At 45.5% G+C, this 16,382-nt stretch carries 14 protein-coding genes; 6 read left to right on the top strand and 8 right to left on the bottom strand.

What is annotated here, in order from left to right:
- Window positions 1-156 precede the first annotated feature (156 nt).
- Window positions 157-900: an RluA family pseudouridine synthase gene (locus MUY27_RS17020; RefSeq protein ID WP_245132013.1), complete on the bottom strand. Its 744-nt coding sequence runs from the start codon at window positions 898-900 to the stop codon at window positions 157-159.
- A gap of 136 nt (window positions 901-1,036) precedes the next feature.
- Window positions 1,037-1,852 (bottom strand): 3-methyl-2-oxobutanoate hydroxymethyltransferase, encoded by an 816-nt coding sequence (panB, locus tag MUY27_RS17015; protein ID WP_245132010.1) that lies wholly within the window; start codon window positions 1,850-1,852, stop codon window positions 1,037-1,039.
- 199 nt (window positions 1,853-2,051) lie between these two features.
- Between panB and carA the strand changes: the two genes are divergently transcribed.
- From carA to MUY27_RS17000, 3 genes are all read left to right on the top strand, one after another.
- Window positions 2,052-3,155: a glutamine-hydrolyzing carbamoyl-phosphate synthase small subunit gene (gene carA / locus MUY27_RS17010; protein WP_245132008.1), complete on the top strand. Its 1,104-nt coding sequence runs from the start codon at window positions 2,052-2,054 to the stop codon at window positions 3,153-3,155.
- 81 nt (window positions 3,156-3,236) lie between these two features.
- The gene (locus MUY27_RS17005; RefSeq protein WP_245132005.1) at window positions 3,237-4,133 is read left to right on the top strand and encodes a Nif3-like dinuclear metal center hexameric protein; all 897 of its coding nucleotides are present in this window, start codon (window positions 3,237-3,239) and stop codon (window positions 4,131-4,133) included.
- A gap of 70 nt (window positions 4,134-4,203) precedes the next feature.
- Complete coding sequence (locus tag MUY27_RS17000; RefSeq protein ID WP_245132004.1) at window positions 4,204-5,277, top strand: tetratricopeptide repeat protein; 1,074 nt, start codon at window positions 4,204-4,206, stop codon at window positions 5,275-5,277.
- A 681-nt stretch (window positions 5,278-5,958) separates the two neighbouring features.
- Here the strand turns inward: MUY27_RS17000 and MUY27_RS16995 are convergent.
- Both MUY27_RS16995 and tilS read right to left on the bottom strand, forming a co-directional pair.
- Window positions 5,959-6,441 carry a hypothetical protein gene (locus MUY27_RS16995; RefSeq protein ID WP_245132002.1) on the bottom strand — a complete coding sequence of 161 codons (483 nt, stop codon included), beginning with the start codon at window positions 6,439-6,441 and terminating at the stop codon, window positions 5,959-5,961.
- Window positions 6,442-7,776, bottom strand: coding sequence for a tRNA lysidine(34) synthetase TilS (gene tilS, locus MUY27_RS16990; RefSeq protein WP_245132001.1), 1,335 nt, complete (start codon window positions 7,774-7,776; stop codon window positions 6,442-6,444).
- A 53-nt stretch (window positions 7,777-7,829) separates the two neighbouring features.
- On the opposite strand from tilS, the gene MUY27_RS16985 reads away from it, so the two are divergent.
- Window positions 7,830-10,046: an OstA-like protein gene (locus MUY27_RS16985; protein WP_245131999.1), complete on the top strand. Its 2,217-nt coding sequence runs from the start codon at window positions 7,830-7,832 to the stop codon at window positions 10,044-10,046.
- Here the strand turns inward: MUY27_RS16985 and MUY27_RS16980 are convergent.
- On the bottom strand, window positions 10,043-10,624 hold the full coding sequence (locus MUY27_RS16980; protein WP_245132071.1) for a non-canonical purine NTP diphosphatase: 582 nt from the start codon (window positions 10,622-10,624) through the stop codon (window positions 10,043-10,045). The two genes, MUY27_RS16985 and MUY27_RS16980, sit on opposite strands and share 4 nt — an antisense overlap.
- A gap of 2 nt (window positions 10,625-10,626) precedes the next feature.
- Window positions 10,627-11,172 (bottom strand): hypothetical protein, encoded by a 546-nt coding sequence (locus tag MUY27_RS16975; RefSeq protein ID WP_245131997.1) that lies wholly within the window; start codon window positions 11,170-11,172, stop codon window positions 10,627-10,629.
- Window positions 11,173-11,345: 173 nt separating this feature from the next.
- Here MUY27_RS16975 and MUY27_RS16970 point away from each other — a divergent pair, with 173 nt between their 5' ends.
- Together MUY27_RS16970 and MUY27_RS16965 are read left to right on the top strand one after the other, a co-directional pair.
- Complete coding sequence (locus MUY27_RS16970) at window positions 11,346-12,713, top strand: peptidylprolyl isomerase (RefSeq protein WP_245131995.1); 1,368 nt, start codon at window positions 11,346-11,348, stop codon at window positions 12,711-12,713.
- 6 nt (window positions 12,714-12,719) lie between these two features.
- Window positions 12,720-13,685 carry an AAA family ATPase gene (locus MUY27_RS16965; RefSeq protein ID WP_245131993.1) on the top strand — a complete coding sequence of 322 codons (966 nt, stop codon included), beginning with the start codon at window positions 12,720-12,722 and terminating at the stop codon, window positions 13,683-13,685.
- A gap of 82 nt (window positions 13,686-13,767) precedes the next feature.
- On the opposite strand, the gene MUY27_RS16960 is transcribed toward MUY27_RS16965, so the two are convergent.
- The gene (locus tag MUY27_RS16960; protein WP_245131991.1) at window positions 13,768-14,637 is read right to left on the bottom strand and encodes a YybH family protein; all 870 of its coding nucleotides are present in this window, start codon (window positions 14,635-14,637) and stop codon (window positions 13,768-13,770) included.
- A gap of 279 nt (window positions 14,638-14,916) precedes the next feature.
- Window positions 14,917-16,377: a cysteine--tRNA ligase gene (gene cysS, locus MUY27_RS16955; RefSeq protein ID WP_245131989.1), complete on the bottom strand. Its 1,461-nt coding sequence runs from the start codon at window positions 16,375-16,377 to the stop codon at window positions 14,917-14,919.
- Between the last annotated feature and the right edge of the window lie 5 nt (window positions 16,378-16,382).

The raw sequence follows: 16,382 nt of genomic DNA, 5'->3' as shown, positions 1-16,382 counted from the left end.
TTCTAAGGGATTGCCGCGCTGCGCTCGCAATGACAAAGGAAAAGCTTAATAAATAACAAATAAGAATTGTCATCGCGGACTCCAAGGGAGTGTGGCAATTTTCCCCTTTTGAATTCCCGTCTCAGAGCTGTTCGGGAGAGGTCTTGTCTCTCTATCTTAATTATCACTCATTACCACATCCTCATCACTATCCTGAACCAGGTGGGCAAACTTATCCCAAAAGCCATCTTTAGGAAGGGGAGCGATAATATCAATCGGTTCTTTTTTTACCGGGTGGATGAATTGCAACCTTCGCGCATGCAGGCTGATGCTTTTGCGCAGGCTGCCGCGTGGGTAACCGTACTTGTTATCGCCAACGATGGGGCAGTTTAAGGTGGATAGCTGCACGCGAATCTGGTGCGGTCTGCCCGTAACCGGGTTAACTTGTATTAATGAGTAGCCATTTTCCTCGCCGGCTAAGCGGTAATGCAGTTCAGACCGTAAACTTCCTTTTACCTCATGGCCATGCGCTGTGGTGACGTTCTTTTTTGGATTTTTCACCAGCCAGTGGACCAGCGTGCCATACGGTGGGTTGGGACGATTGCGTGTTACTGCGTAATAGGTTTTGCGCATCTGCCGTGTTTTAAACAACTCGTTCATGCGGTCTAAAGCCTTGCTGGTTTTGGCAAACATAATCACACCGCTCACGGGGCGGTCTAACCGGTGAACAACTCCCAAAAAAGCTCCGTTTGGCTTGTTATACTTCTTGGCCAGGTATTTTTTTACCTTCTCGTCTAACGGTTCGTCGCCGGTATCGTCTACCTGCACAATGTCTCCTGCGCGTTTATTAATGGCAATCAGGTGGTTGTCTTCGTAAAGGACGTCGTTATCGGTAATTTCGGCAGGTATATCTTGAGGCATAAGTTTTGGTTTAGTCGGTTAGTCAGTAAATCAGTTAGTCCTTTTTAATAGAACAACGAAGTCCACAGGTTTTGTTTGGTTGTCACTCACAAAGTTAGCTTCCCGACTCGGCCTTATCGACTTTCAGACTCGAAAATCAATACTGCTCTTTCTCGCTTGGGAAATCGTTGCTTTTTACATCGTTCACATAGCCTTGTATGGCATCATTCATTACATCGTACAAGCTGGCATATTGGCGTAAAAAGCGCGGACGAAAGCCCTTGTTAATGCCCAGCATATCGTGGATCACCAATACCTGCCCACTGCAATGAGGCCCTGCACCAATCCCAATGGTAGGGATTTGCAAACTATCCGTCACTTCCTTGGCCAGCATGGCCGGTATCTTCTCCAGCACTACGCCGAAGCAACCCAGTTCCTGCAGTTTCAAGGCGTCTTCGCGCAGCTTTTGCGCTTCTGCTTCTTCTTTAGCGCGCACCGTATAGGTACCGAATTTGTAGATCGATTGCGGCGTTAAGCCCAGGTGCCCCATTACAGGGATACCTGCAGTAAGGATGCGGCTAACGGATTCCGCAATCTCCACGCCGCCTTCAATCTTCACCCCGTGCGCACCGGATTCTTTCATGATCCGGATAGCCGAGTTCAACGCTTCTTTCGAATTTCCCTGGTAAGAGCCGAAAGGCAGATCAACAATCACCAGCGCGCGGTTAGCTGCACGAACCACGGATGAAGCATGATAGATCATCTGGTCGAGCGTAATAGGCAAAGTTGTTTCGTGGCCTGCCATTACATTCGAGGCGGAATCGCCCACTAATATCACATCAATACCCGCGTCGTCCACAATCTTCGCCATGGAATAATCATAAGCGGTAAGCATGGCTATTTTTTCGCCCCGGTTTTTCATTTCCTGCAGGCTGTGCGTGGTAACGCGTTTGATCTCTTTATTTACAGACATGGAGTGCAATTTACAGATGCCAAACAAAGGTAGAAACTCCTTTTATAATTTATTCAAATTTTACATCGCGGAAACATTTAAATAACGTATTTTTGCGCCGTGAATTTACAGGCTTGTTTACTTCCTGATACCGGCTTAGTTCACCGTGTTGTTTTAAAGGCAAACCGCCTCATTTTTAATCATTCAACTTTTTTTGGAAATGACAAATTACACCAAGTTACCGGCTGTATTATTACTGGCTGACGGAACTGTTTTTCATGGAAAAGCTGCCGGCAAGATCGGTACCACTACCGGCGAGATCTGCTTTAATACAGGCATGACCGGTTACCAGGAGATTTTTACAGACCCTTCTTACTTCGGGCAGATCATGGTAACTACCAATGCGCACATTGGTAACTACGGTATTGCTAAAGAAGAGGTAGAGTCTGAACGCATACAGATTGCCGGCCTGGTTTGTAAAAATTATAACATCGCTTACAGCCGTAAACAGGCGGATGAATCTATCCAGGATTATTTTCAGGAGCAGAACGTGGTTTGTATCTCTGACATCGACACCCGCCAGTTGGTACGCCACATCCGCGACAAAGGCGCTATGAACGCGATCATCTCTTCAGAGATTCTGGACATCGAGGAACTAAAAGAACGTTTAGCTGCCGTGCCTTCAATGGATGGCCTGGAACTGTCTTCACAGGTATCTACCGGCGAGACTTACACTTTTGGCAATGAAGACGCACCTTACCGCGTTGCCGTGCTCGACTTAGGTGTGAAGAAGAATATCCTGCGCAACTTCTCTGATCGTGGTGTTTATGCCAAAGTTTACCCGGCAAAAACTTCTTTCGAAGAAATAGAGAAAGATTTCCAGCCGAATGGTTACTTCATCTCTAACGGCCCCGGCGATCCGGCTGCGATGCCTTACGCGGTAGAAACTGTAAAAGAGATACTGCAGGCAGATAAGCCAATGTTCGGAATTTGCCTTGGTCACCAATTGCTGGCGCTGGCAAATGATATCCCTACTAAAAAGATGTTTAACGGCCACCGCGGTTTAAACCACCCGGTAAAAAATATCATCAAGAACCATTGCGAGGTTACTTCACAAAACCATGGTTTTGGTGTAGTGCCCGAAGCGGTACGCGCGTCGGATAAGGTGGAAATTACCCACGTTAACCTGAACGACCAATCGATTGAAGGTATCCGCGTAAAAGGTAAAAAAGCGTTCTCGGTACAGTATCACCCGGAATCATCACCTGGCCCGCACGATAGCCGCTACCTGTTCGATGATTTTGTCGACATGCTGAAAAACTAAAACATAACGAAGCCTTGCGAAAGCAGGGCTTTTTTGTTGGCAGATATTTTAGTTAAATTAACCATCGTAACCAATTATCCTATGAAAACAAACTTTACACGCCGGGAATTTATCGCCGGTGCCGCCTTAGTAACGGGTGCTGCTGCTATCGGGCATACCACAGATGCTTTTGCATTAGCAGTTGATACGCCACCCACGGTAGGTGAAATAATGGATACTTTTATAGCCCAGGTGTCAAATGCGCCTTTTCCTAATACAGTTGATACCCTTAAAGCTGGTAATCGTGAGCTAAAGGTGACGGGTGTAGTTACAACCATGTTTGCCACAATAGAGGTGATCCGTAAAGCGATCGCACAGAAAGCTAACTTCATCATTGCCCATGAACCGACCTTCTATAACCATGCTGACGATACCCAATGGCTGGCGAATGACGACGTTTTTCAGTACAAGAAGAAGTTGCTGGACGATAACGGTATCGCTGTTTGGCGCAACCACGATTATATCCATTCGATCCGGCCCGATGGGGTACGTAAAGGTGTAGAGGAAGCATTAGGCTGGCAAAAATACCAGGTGGCAGATCAGTTGTTTTATCAACTGCCCGCCGAGCAATCGTTGAATACTATTATTACTCATTGCAAAAAGCAGCTGGGTATCCAAATGGTGCGTTACGTGGGCGATCTGCAGCAAAACTGCCGGAAGGTAGTGCTAATGGTAGGCGCGGCAGGCGGCCAAAGGCAAATTAGTGCAGTAGCGAAGTACAAACCAGATGTGCTGATCTGCGGCGAAATATCCGAATGGGAAACGGCAGAATACGTACGGGACGCCCGTACGAAAGGAGATCAGCTATCGCTGGTCGTACTGGGGCATATCCCAAGTGAACAACCGGGCTCTGCGTTTATGGCTGCCTGGTTAAAACAGCATTTCAGAGGCTTACCAGTAACAGAAATCAATCCGGGTAATTCGTTGTCGTTTGTGTAATTTTAAAAGACTGAAATAGTAACACTGTAAAAGATTATCTTTAGCTGAAAGATAAATCCAGGACCTCATCATGAAAAAAATCCTACTTTTTACCCTAATTTATTTATCAGGCATAGTAATAGCATCTGCCCAAACAGAAAAGGATAAAGCCCGGCAAAAGGGTGAAGAAGCGGTAAAGCTGGAGGATGAAGGGAAATTTGACCAGGCGTTAGTACTACTTGCCGAGGCCATAAAACTTGATCCCGATAATATAAGTTTTCCTTATGAAACCGCTTATTCCTACTATGCTCAAAAGCAGTACAGTAAAGCTATAGAAGTACTAAACAAGCTGAAAGATCACAAAGATTGTTTTGACAGGGTTTATCAATTATTGGGTAACGCCTATGATCTTTCGGGGCAAAACCAAATGGCTATTACCACTTATAATGATGGTTTGAAAAGGTTTCCGCAATCCGGATCCTTATACCTCGAATCCGGGAATATATACCTGGTAAAAAAGGAATATGATAAAGCACTCAATTTGTACGAGCAGGGGATTATGGCAGAACCTTCTTTTGCGTCAAATTATTATTGGGCTTCAAGAATTTATTGCGGATCTGATGAGAAATTTTGGGGAATGATTTATGGAGAGATTTTTATAAACCTGGAACGTAACTCCCAACGTACACGCGAAATCAGCAAGCTGCTTTACGAAACGTATAAAAGTCAGATTACGTTTTCAGGCAAAGATTCCGTTAAGGTTAGTTTTAGCAAAAGCAACGTAATTAATTATACCGGCAAGGGGCCGATAAAGTTTCCTTATAACGTAATATATGAGCCCACGATGGCTATGGCAGTCGCCGGTCAAAAAGAGATTAATTTGGCCTCTTTGAATACAATCAGAGCGAATTTTATCAAATTTTATTATCAAAGGGAATTTAATAAAACCTATCCAAACGCACTTTTCGAATACAACAAAAAACTGCAGGATAACGGCTTTGATGAGGCTTATAATTATTGGATATTTTCGGCTGCAGATCCGCAAGCCTTTGAAAGCTGGCGTAATTCTAATCAGGAAAAATGGCAAAAGTTTATCGCCTGGTTTGGCCCTAATCCGCTCAAATTATCGCCGGAAAACCGATTTTATAGGACGCAGTATAACTAAAAAACCGCCATTCCCCTTATTGAACGACGGTTTTATGATTTTATGCCATCTTGCGGCAGCTGCCGGATAGCGCGAAATTTATTAATCTGCTTTTTATAGATTAATATCTTACTGCTTTTTTTGAGGTAGCCAGCGGAGCCAGGATTACCAGGATTACAGCAGCAACTTCTAATACAGTTACCATACTTTTATAATTTAATTTGTTTGATGGTAGCCTCTGCACTAAAAAGATGCCATTGCCGAAAACAGATCATTATGAGCTGTTTAGCTATGCTGAACGTGAAAAATGGAATTACAATAAATCAGTAATGCCCCAGCGATTCAACCATATCTGGTTTTATTATTTTCTCTTTTTTGTAAAAAGAAGAACGGAGACGTGCTAAAAGAGGGGATATTTTAGTGTTTTTGCTAAAAAATAAACTTGTTAGTGTTGAAAAAACTGACAATTCGAGATTTAGCATCGAAAATGTTTGATTATTTACGTCTTCGTTTTAAATCACGTTATGGTAGTGGGCTTTCAACTAGCGATTATCTTTTGGAGATAACGGTTTTTCTTTAATGGAAAGGCGAGCGTTAAAATAACAGATAAAATCAATTTGCTATGTCAAATTGTCATACATGTGTTATTCTGAAGCTTTGTCAGGAATTTAGCTGGGAAAATGGGAGTAGTGCAGCGACTTATTATTTCTTCATTTCTTCCTGAACGGCACGAAGCAGTTCATTTACATGTTGCGAACCGATGATGTAGACCAGCCCGTCGCGATCGGTCAGGTGGATGGCATCATTACCGCCGGTATAAAAGCGAATGGTTCCTTTCTGGTGCAGGTTATACACCGGGTTGTTAAACAGGTACCGGCTATAGATACCTTTCTCCACTTTGGTAATGCTGTTCAGGTCAATCTTTACCAGGCGGCTGCTCCACAATCCGTCCAGCAAAAGGCTTTTATTGATTACCCGGGTGCGGAAGTGCGGCAGAAAACCGATGATGACAGAGATGATCACAATGGCAAAGCCTACTACCACCAGCAGGTCGCCGTTACGTTCGCGTTCGTCGGTAAAAAAATAAATGGCAAAACAGATCATGGCAAGCATCAGCCGGATGGTTACGGGTATCCATTCTCTTCCCAGGTATTGTTTTTCGGTATAAGCAGGTTTGTCAGCCATTCAGATCTCTGATAGTTCGAAGATAGAAAAATTTTTAGTAGCAGCGGTTATTTTGTAGCGGTCGTCCAGCCGCAGGCCCGCTATCCAGATGATCTCGCCGTTGCCATTCACCACAATAGGAATGCGGCTTTTACGGTGCAAAGGAATTTTCCGGGCGATAAAAAAATCGCTTAGTTTCTTTCTCGATTCCATGCCCAGCGGCCGGAAAGCATCGCTCAATTCCCAGCTTCTGACCGTTAAGGGGAAAATGAGCTGATCGCTGTCAATCATAGCAATAGCCGGATCGGGCGGTATCGGCACCTGGGCCGATGTATGGCTGATTTTAAATTGATAAGTTCCCCAGATGCAGGTTTCGTCATTGGCGTTGACCTGCACATTGGTTGGCAAGTAGTTGCTTTGTGGACTTAAAATCAGCTGCTCCCTGTCGAGCACCAGCAGCCAACCGTCGCCTTCAAAACGGCGGCCTGCATGCTTATCCAAAGCTTCAATAACATCACTAATGGTGGTAGGAATAAACCCATAGGGTTTCAATAACTCGTTCAGGAGCAGATGCAGCGGTTTTAATAAACGAAGCTTTGACAGCGGGAGATGTATTTCGCCTTTGGTATAGGTGAACAGGTCTTCGCGCACTTCATCCACTTTTAGCTGCAGCAACTCTTCCAGTTCGGCAAAATGCTGCAGGTGGTTTTGAAAAGTTTGTTCCAGGTTGGGGTTTAGTTCTTTCAGTTTCGGAACCACCTCATGCCTGATCTTGTTACGCGCATACTTGGTCGAGGCGTTGGAGCTATCTTCCGCGTAATCCAGGTTTTCTCTTACGATAATTTCATCCACTTCCTTACGCGTCAAAAAAAGCAGCGGGCGAACCAGGTTGCCGTTTCGTGGGCGAATACCGTGCAGACCGGCAATACCCGTACCCCGGGTAAGGTTCAACAATATTGTCTCGATGGCATCGTTCTGATGATGCGCCAATGCAATCAGGTTAAAACCGAGTCGCTGCCTTAGTTGTTCAAACCACTGATAGCGTAAGTCGCGTGCGGCCATCTGGATAGAAACACCGTGTTGTTGGGCGTATTGTTGGGTCTGGAAAGTTTGGGTATAAAATTCAACGCCAAGGTTTTGGGCCAGTAAATGGCAAAAGGCTTCGTCGCGTCGCGACTCTTCGGCACGTAATTGAAAGTTGCAATGAGCAATCACAAAATGATGGCCTGCGGCTTTTAGTAAATGTGCCATCAGCACAGAATCTTTGCCGCCGCTTACCGCAGCGATAATTTTATCGTTGGCATTAAAAAGCCTGTTTTGTTCAGCAAAGGTTTTAAAGCCGGTAACTGGCAGCATAGGTTCAAAATTATTTAATTTAATAACCGCAAGCAAAAAAGTAATTTCGCACTGTGTTAAAATATTTGTTCACTGGTTTATTGCTGTTAACAGGTTTGGCTGCATTTAGTCAGCGCCAGCCGCAAAAAAAATCGGTAGTAAACCTTATTTCTTCAGAACGCAGCCAGGGAATCAAGCGAAACGGTGTCGATGTAATTAAAGTTTACAAAGGCGTTTTCAGGCAGGATTATTCCACCCTGCGGTCGGATAGTGCGTACTTTTACCCCCAGAATAACGCTTTTGACGCCTTCGGGAATGTCAACATCAACCAGGGCGATACGCTGAATATCTATTCGGATAAGCTGAACTATAACGGGAACACCCACGTTGCCTTATTAACGGATAATGTGAAAATGGTAGACCGCGATGCTGTGCTCACCACTAATTATTTTACTTACAATACTGCAACACGTATCGGCACATACACCGGCGGGGGTAAACTGGTAAATAAAGATAATACCCTTACGAGTACTAACGGCTACTACTTTGCGTTCTCGCGTGATGCCTACTTCAGGTATGATGTGATCCTGAACACCGTAGATGCTATTATTAAAACAGATACCCTTCGTTACAACTCCGGTTCGCGTATCGCTTACTTCTATGGCCCAACGCATATCTATGGCAAGAAGAATAAAGATACCCTCTATACTGAGAACGGTACTTACAATACCATAACCGAGCAAGCCTTTTTCGGTAAGAAGAATTTGTATACCCAGAGCACCAAATCGCTAAAAGGCGACAGCCTTTTCTATGACCGGTTGAAGGGCTACGGGCGCGCAGTAAAAAATGTGGTGTTTAACGATAACGAGCAGAAGATTACACTGCACGGGCAGATAGGCACTTACTTTGAAAAAGGTGAACGCGCGGTGGTAACACGTAACCCCTGGGTGACGTTTATTACGGAAGAAAAAGATACCACTAAAACAGACAGCGTAAAGAAGAAGACGCTGCCAGTTGTTAAAGACGCCAAAGCACCACCCAATACGCAGCCTGTAAAACAGAAAGAGGTAAAGGATAGCAAGAAGGAGATTAAGCCTGCTACCGTAACATCAGTTGCCGATACCGCAAAAAGGGTAAAGCAGGATACTATTTATATGGTGGCGGACACGCTGGAAACCCGGATGATCACCTATAAAGAGTTTAAGCAGATACAGGAACAGCGCAGGTTAGCCAGTATCCGCGATACGGCGAAGATTAAAAAGGCGTTGGATGCAACGCCTAAAAGCACCTCCAAATTCCTGATTGCGATCAAGCCGCAGTTCCCCAAAGATACCAGCTACCAACACCGTAATTTTTTCGGGCCGCCGAAGGCACCAGCCAAGCCGCCATTAACGCCGGTTGCAAAAGGGGCAGGAGGGAAGAAAGCCCCGACAGATACGTTGAAGAATAAAACCCTGAAGACAGATTCTGTTAACCTGCGGCAGAAATTTGTGTTAAGTGATACTACACGGATCAGGATACTGAACGGACATTATCATGCAAAGCTGTTCAAATCAGACCTGCAGGCCAAAGCCGATTCGTTGTTCTACAGTACGAGCGATTCTACCATACGTTGTTTCGTGAAGCCGATGCTATGGTCGCAAGGTTCACAAATGTCTGGTGATACGTTGTTTCTGCAGATGAAGAACCGGAAGCTGGATAATATGGATGTGTTCCCGAATTCGTTTATCGTCAATGTAGAGGATAACGATACCACACACTTTAACCAGGTTGGCGGGAAGAAGATGAAAGGCTTTTTTGTGAATAATAAACTAAGCCGGATGTTTGTGGATGGTAATGCAGAAAGTATCTATTTCCAGCGCGAGAATGGCAAGATTACCAACATGGCGCGCTCATTGGCTGCCCGTATGCGGGTGAATTTTAAAGAGAACAAGCCGCTTAATATCATCAATATCAGCAAGCCCGAGCATCGGATCGGCCCGCCTGAGAAATTTAAAGATGATGAGAAGCTTTTAAAAGGGTTTATCTGGAAACCGCATGACCGGCCCGAATCTAAGGAGCAGATCATACCCGAACTGGATAAGTCCGGTAAGTATAAGCGCGTAACTACGCCGCCGGTCCGGCCATCAAAAACATCACCCGGAAAGCCTGCTGTTAAGGGGCAGCCTGTTGGTAAACCGGTAACGGGGTCAGCAAAGCCAGACAGTACGCTGAATAAAACAATTAAACCTGCAGCGGATAGTTTAAAGCTGAAGAGGGATACAACCAATAAAAAGGCAGCAGATAATTAGGCTTTGGCTTTTAGAAATGCCAGTAGTTTTTCCATTGCCCTTGCACGGTGGCTGATGCTATTCTTTTCCTCCATGGTCATTTCGGCAAAGGTAATCGCATAGCCTTCGGGCTGAAAGATGGGGTCGTAACCAAAGCCCCCGTTTCCCGCCCTTTCTGTGCGGATGGAGCCCTCAACTATTCCCTCAAAAAAATGTTCTTCGCCATTCCATAGTAAAGAAATTACGGTCTTGAACCTTGCGCTGCGGTTGCTTTCGTCTTGAAGTTTTGCCAGCACCTTATCCATATTGGCCTCGTGGTTGCCGTGTGTTCCGGCATAGCGTGCAGAGTAAACACCAGGTTCACCGTTAAGGGCGTCTATCTCCAGTCCGCTGTCGTCGCCAAAACAGTTCAGGTGGTAATGGTCGAAAATATAGCGGCTTTTAATGGAAGCATTCTCATGAAAGGTAAGGCCGGTTTCGGCAATGTCTTCCGTGCAGCCAATGTCCGCAAGCGTAAGCAGCTTAAAAGAACCGCCAACTTTGGCGGCCACTTCATCAACCTTATGTTTGTTATTGGTAGCGAAAACGAGTTCCTGCATCATTAAAAGTTTTTCATTTGTTCCCAGAAGGCTTTTACTTTTTCACGGTCGGCAAGCATAGCGCCAAAGTCATAGCTATGCAGTAGCTGTAAATCACCCACCGGCATAATTTTGTTAAAAGTGGTAGCAGGTAAACCGTTTGGCACGGCTTCCGAACCAAGTATCAATATTTTTTTGGGTTGGAAGAAAGTGAACAGATCTGTATGCGAGGCTTGCGGATAAGCCGCTAAATTAACAATGGCTACATCGGCCAAAGAAAGGTCTTTCCGGCCTAAAGTGCTTTCCAATGCTTTTTGGTGAGCTTCAGCCATGCCCTGCTGTCCCGGATAGCTGGTCAGGATCAGGAAGTTCTTTTTGTTATCGCCCAGGCAATTAAAGCTTAACTGGGGCGTTTCAATTACGGTTACCGGCTGAACAGGTTTTTCTACAGCAATTTCCTGTTCAAGGGGCTTTTGCGCTTGTTCTGCATACGCTTGTTTTTCTGCAGCAAGCAGGTACAGATCGTCCTGAAGAAGAAAGCGTAACGCGGCCGGATTATCGTTCAGCATTTATTTAACAAATTTTAACCAAAAATAGTGAAAGCAGGCCCGGCATTATCAGCATATTCGCAAAAAAACTGCGCTTCAGGATAATTGACATTTAAAGGACTGCAGTTCAATAAAATTTGCGAAATTTGAAGGTTGACCGGGCGCAGGCTACGGTTTGGTTTATTGTATATTAAATGAGAAAATTCGGAATAGCCCTTGCGGCATTTTTAATGCTGGTAAGTGTTTCAAAAGCACAACGCACCCTTGATAAGATAGCAGGCGTTGTCGGCAGTAGCATTATCCTGCAATCAGATATAGAACAGCAGTACGCGCAATACATTGTTCAGGGCGGTAACCCTAACCCGGCCGTTAAATGCCAGGTAATGCAAAACCTGCTTACCCAGAAGATATTGGCCCAGCAGGCCGTTATAGACTCGGTTACCGTTAAGGAAGACGAGGTGGACAATGAAATTGAACGCCGTATGCGTTCCATGATCCAACGTGCAGGCGGGCAGGAGCGGTTAGAGCAGTTCCTGGGGCGCTCTGTTATCCAGTACAAGGACGAGATCAGGAATGAGATCCGCGAGAGTATGGTGGCAGACCGTATGCGCGGCAAGATCACCGAAAAGGTAAGCGTTACCCCACTTGAAGTAAAAACCTATTTCGAGCATATCCCTAAAGACAGCATCCCTACTTTTAACAAAGAGGTAGAAGTGGGTGAAATTGTGTTTAACCCGACATTGACGAAGGACGAAAAAGCCTTCGCGCGCCAAAAGGCCGAAGACCTGTTACAGCGTATAAAAAAAGGCGAAGATTTTGGCAACCTGGCCCGTTTATACTCGCAGGACCCGCAATCTGCTATAGAAGGGGGCGATTTAGGCTTTTTTGACCGTACCACCATGGTTAAAGAATTTACCGCATGGGCGTTTAAATTAAAAGCAGGTGAAATGTCGCCTGTTTTCGAATCTGACTTCGGTTTCCACTTCTTACAGGTGATCGAGCGTCGTGGCGAACAGGTAAGGGCACGCCATATCCTGATCATCCCGCAGCTAACCCAGGCAAGTCTTGACCGTGCAAAATTACGTGCGGACAGCGTTTATAACCTGCTGACCAAGAACAAACAGGTAGACTTTTCTGCCGCTGCCGGATATTATTCTGACGATAAGGAAACCAAATACAATGGCGGTATGATGCTGAATGCAGAGAACGTGCAAAGCCGTACCACTTTTATCCCGACTGATAAGCTGGACCCTCAAGTGGCATTGGTAATTGATACCATGAAGGTAGGAGGCGTATCTGCCCCAATCTTATACACAGGGCAGGATACCAAGAAAAGCTACCGGATCTATTATTTGAAATCTGTAGTGGATGCACACAAGGCAAATCTGGCGCAGGATTTTCCGAAACTGAAAGATGCCGCTTATAGCGATAAGCTGAACCGCGTGGTAAGCCAGTGGTTTGAGAAGAAACGTAAAGAGAATTACATCAGGATTGATAATGAGTACCTGACTTGCGGCGACCTGAAGAAGTGGGTAAGCACGCCGCAGGTAGCAGCAAAATAAATACCTATGTCTACCTACCGGTCTGAAGTTGAAGCGGCTGACGCGCTAAAGAAAGCTTATGAGCAGGCGCGTGCCGAGATAGGCAAAGTAATTATCGGGCAGGACGAAGTTGTAAAGTCTGTACTGTTGGCTATTTTCAGTAACGGTCATTGTTTGCTGGTAGGTGTACCTGGGTTGGCTAAAACCTTACTGGTGCAAACTGTTGCCCGGGCGCTCGATCTTAATTTTAACCGTATACAGTTTACACCCGATCTGATGCCGTCTGATATTATCGGCTCGGAAATTTTGGGTGAAGACCGCAGTTTTAAATTCATACACGGCCCTGTTTTCTCTAACATTATCCTGGCAGACGAGATTAACCGTACGCCGCCCAAAACACAGGCCGCACTGTTAGAGGCCATGCAGGAAAAGGCAGTAACTGCTGCCGGTGTTACCTATAAATTGCCCCAGCCTTTCTTTGTGCTGGCTACACAAAACCCAATAGAGCAAGAGGGTACCTACCCTTTGCCAGAGGCGCAGTTAGACCGCTTTATGTTCAACATCGCGCTTACTTATCCCACATTTGCCGAAGAGTTACAGGTAGTGAAAAACACCACCGGTACTACTGTAGCAGAAGTACATAAGGTGCTGAATGCCGAGCAGATCATGTTCTTTCAAAAACTGGTACGCGATATACCGGTAACAGACCATGTGCTGGAGTATGCGGTAAAGCTGGTTTCTAAAACACGCCCACAAAGCGAATTTGCCACACCGCAGATAAAAAGGTTATTGACCTGGGGCGCCGGGCCAAGGGCTTCGCAATTCCTGGTATTAGGGGCTAAGTGCCATGCTGTGATCAGCGGTAAGTATTCGCCGGATATTGAAGACGTACAGGCGGTAGCCAAAGCCATTTTAAGACACCGTATTGTAAGAAGCTACCAGGCAGAAGCAGAAGGGCTTTCTGCGGATCAGATTATCGAACAGCTTTTTTAAGCTTGAATAACGGAATGAGTGAAGGATAGAATGAGAATTTTGCTGTTCAATCCTTCTATCCTTCACGCATTCAATTCTTCAATTATTCGTTCTCTATCGCTGAAAACATTTCAAGGATCACGTTCCAGCGGTGGTTAGCATCAGGTTCCCAGATGCGTACATAGTTGTAATTGCTTACGATATTTCCTTTTTGTATCCGCGCACGGCCGTAGGTATAAGCCAGGTCGCTGCTAAGCGAACGGCCTGCGTTTACGGTTTCTGCGGTAATGGAAATAGCTTCGTTCGCTAAAAACTTCATGGTTTTATCTACACCTACAATCGGCAGAAAGCCCGGGAAATAAAAACGTCCCTCCGGACTGAAAAATTCGCGGTAGCTGGCTAATGCAGATTTGCTTAGTGTATAATTAAGTGTCTTGTCGGTATTGATGATGATCTTCTTGCCCAGGAACGGATCTTTGCTTGCGGCTGAAGTTTTAGATACATCCGGGTCTTTAAAATCTATCAGTTCGTCCTGCTCCACCTCCGGGTGTTGCATGCCCATATCCAACAGCAGTTTTAACTTATTATCCGCATCGGCACGCCAGATAGAGATGTAGTGGCCGTAAACCTTGTCATCTTCGCCCTGTCCGTTATGGTAAACATACGGGCCGGCGGTAAAAGCCAGATCACCGGCAGATGATATACGGGCGTATTTTGGTGTCCAGGTAAGGGTACCAGGCTGTTTGGCTATTTTGCCATAAAACTCGGTCAGGTTTACTGCTTCAGGTTTAAATACCACTCCTTCGGGATCAGCAACGCTTAAAAAGCCCTCTTTGATACCTTTTTTCGCCACGGCCTTGTTAAAGGCATCTTCGGCAGCAACTACAGTTTGTACATCAGCTTTTTTTTGCGCTTGTGATGCAAGGGTAAAACATACGATCGGGAGGAGTACAGATAGTGTCTTGAAATTCATGCTTAGATTGAACGTAAATAAATAATAAACCTGATGGGCCGTACAATTAATTTACAATAATAGTTAATAACTCAACTTATGCAATTTTATTGTACACGGGCGATAAAGTATCGCGCTCGCAGATTCAGGGTCAGCTTTTCTTATTTTTATTGATATGATAATTTAACAGGCCACTTCTGTGGCGGGTAATGCATATACAAATCTGGCAAGGCTTTGGTTTCAAAAAAAAAGCAATATTGCCTTGAGATAATGCTGCCGTAATTCCGGGCGTCGCTGTGCTTAAATCTTGCTCCAGGTGGTGCCTTCTTTGCTATCCTTTAATTGGATACCGATATGTTGTAAGCCATCCCTGATCTTATCAGAAGTTGCATAGTCGCGGTTAGTTTTAGCTTCGCTGCGAAGGTTTACAATAAAATCCAGCACACGCGGCAAATCGTCACCAGTTGCCTGCTCATTCTTCAAACCTAAAACATCAAACACAAAGTTCTGGATCAGCGTCTTCAATTCGTCCAGGTTGGCGGCATCTATCTTCATTTTGCCATCGTGAACAGAGTTGATGATACGCGTCGCTTCAAATAATTCGGCAATCAGAACAGGGCTGTTAAAATCATCATTCAGCGCATCATAGCAACGCTGGCTTAATGGCGCTATCGTTACGTCGGTTGTTGAAGAAGCTTTCAAACCATCTAGTAATGTTATGGCATTCATCAGGCGTTTAAATCCTTTTTCTGACGCTTCCATCGCCTCATTGCTGAAATCCAGCGTGCTGCGGTAATGCGCCTGCAGCATAAAGAAGCGAACGGTCATAGGGCTGTAACCCTTGTTCAGGATCTTGTTATTGCCGCTGAAAAGCTCATGCGGCAAGAAGCTGTTGCCTAATGATTTTGACATTTTCTGCCCATTCACGGTCAGCATGTTGGTATGTACCCAGTAACGGGCCGGTACCTTGTCGCAGCAAGCAATATTTTGGGCTATTTCGTTGGTGTGATGGGTAGGCACCAGGTCTAACCCCCCGCCGTGTATATCAAACTGTTCGCCCAGGTACTTGTGGCTCATGGCAGAACACTCCAGGTGCCAGCCCGGAAAGCCCACACTCCATGGCGAAGGCCATTTCATCAAATGTTCCGGCTTAGCTTTAATCCATAAGGCAAAGTCAAGCTTACCCCGTTTCTCTTCCTGGCCGCCCAGGTTGCGTGTATTGTTCAGCAGGTCGTCCAGGTTACGGCCGTTTAACATGCCATAGTTGTGCGCCTGGTTATACTTTTCTACATCGAAATAAATCGAACCGTTCACCTCATAAGCATATCCTGCTTCAAGGATGGTTTTCACCATCTCTATCTGCTCGATGATATGGCCGGTGGCGGTAGGCTCTATACTTGGCGGCAGGGTGTTCAGAATCTGCATCACCTCATGAAAACCAACGGTGTATTTCTGCACAATCTCCATCGGCTCCAGTTGGGCCAGTTTTGCTTTTTTAGAGATTTTATCTTCTCCCTCGTCGGCATCGCTTTCCAGGTGACCGGCATCAGTAATATTACGTACGTAACGCACCTTATAACCCAGGTGGGTAAGGTAACGGAAAATCAGATCGAAAGATATATAGGTACGGCAGTTTCCCATATGCGCATCGCTGTAAACCGTTGGTCCGCAGACATACATGCCCACATGCGGTGCATTAATAGGGGTAAACTCCTCTTTTTGGTGTGTTAAAGTGTTGTAAACAAACAAACTTTGGTTCATCCGGC

It is taken from the genome of Mucilaginibacter straminoryzae (assembly GCF_022953055.1).
Taxonomy (GTDB): domain Bacteria; phylum Bacteroidota; class Bacteroidia; order Sphingobacteriales; family Sphingobacteriaceae; genus Mucilaginibacter; species Mucilaginibacter straminoryzae.
This window is presented reverse-complemented; position numbering and strand designations above follow the sequence as displayed.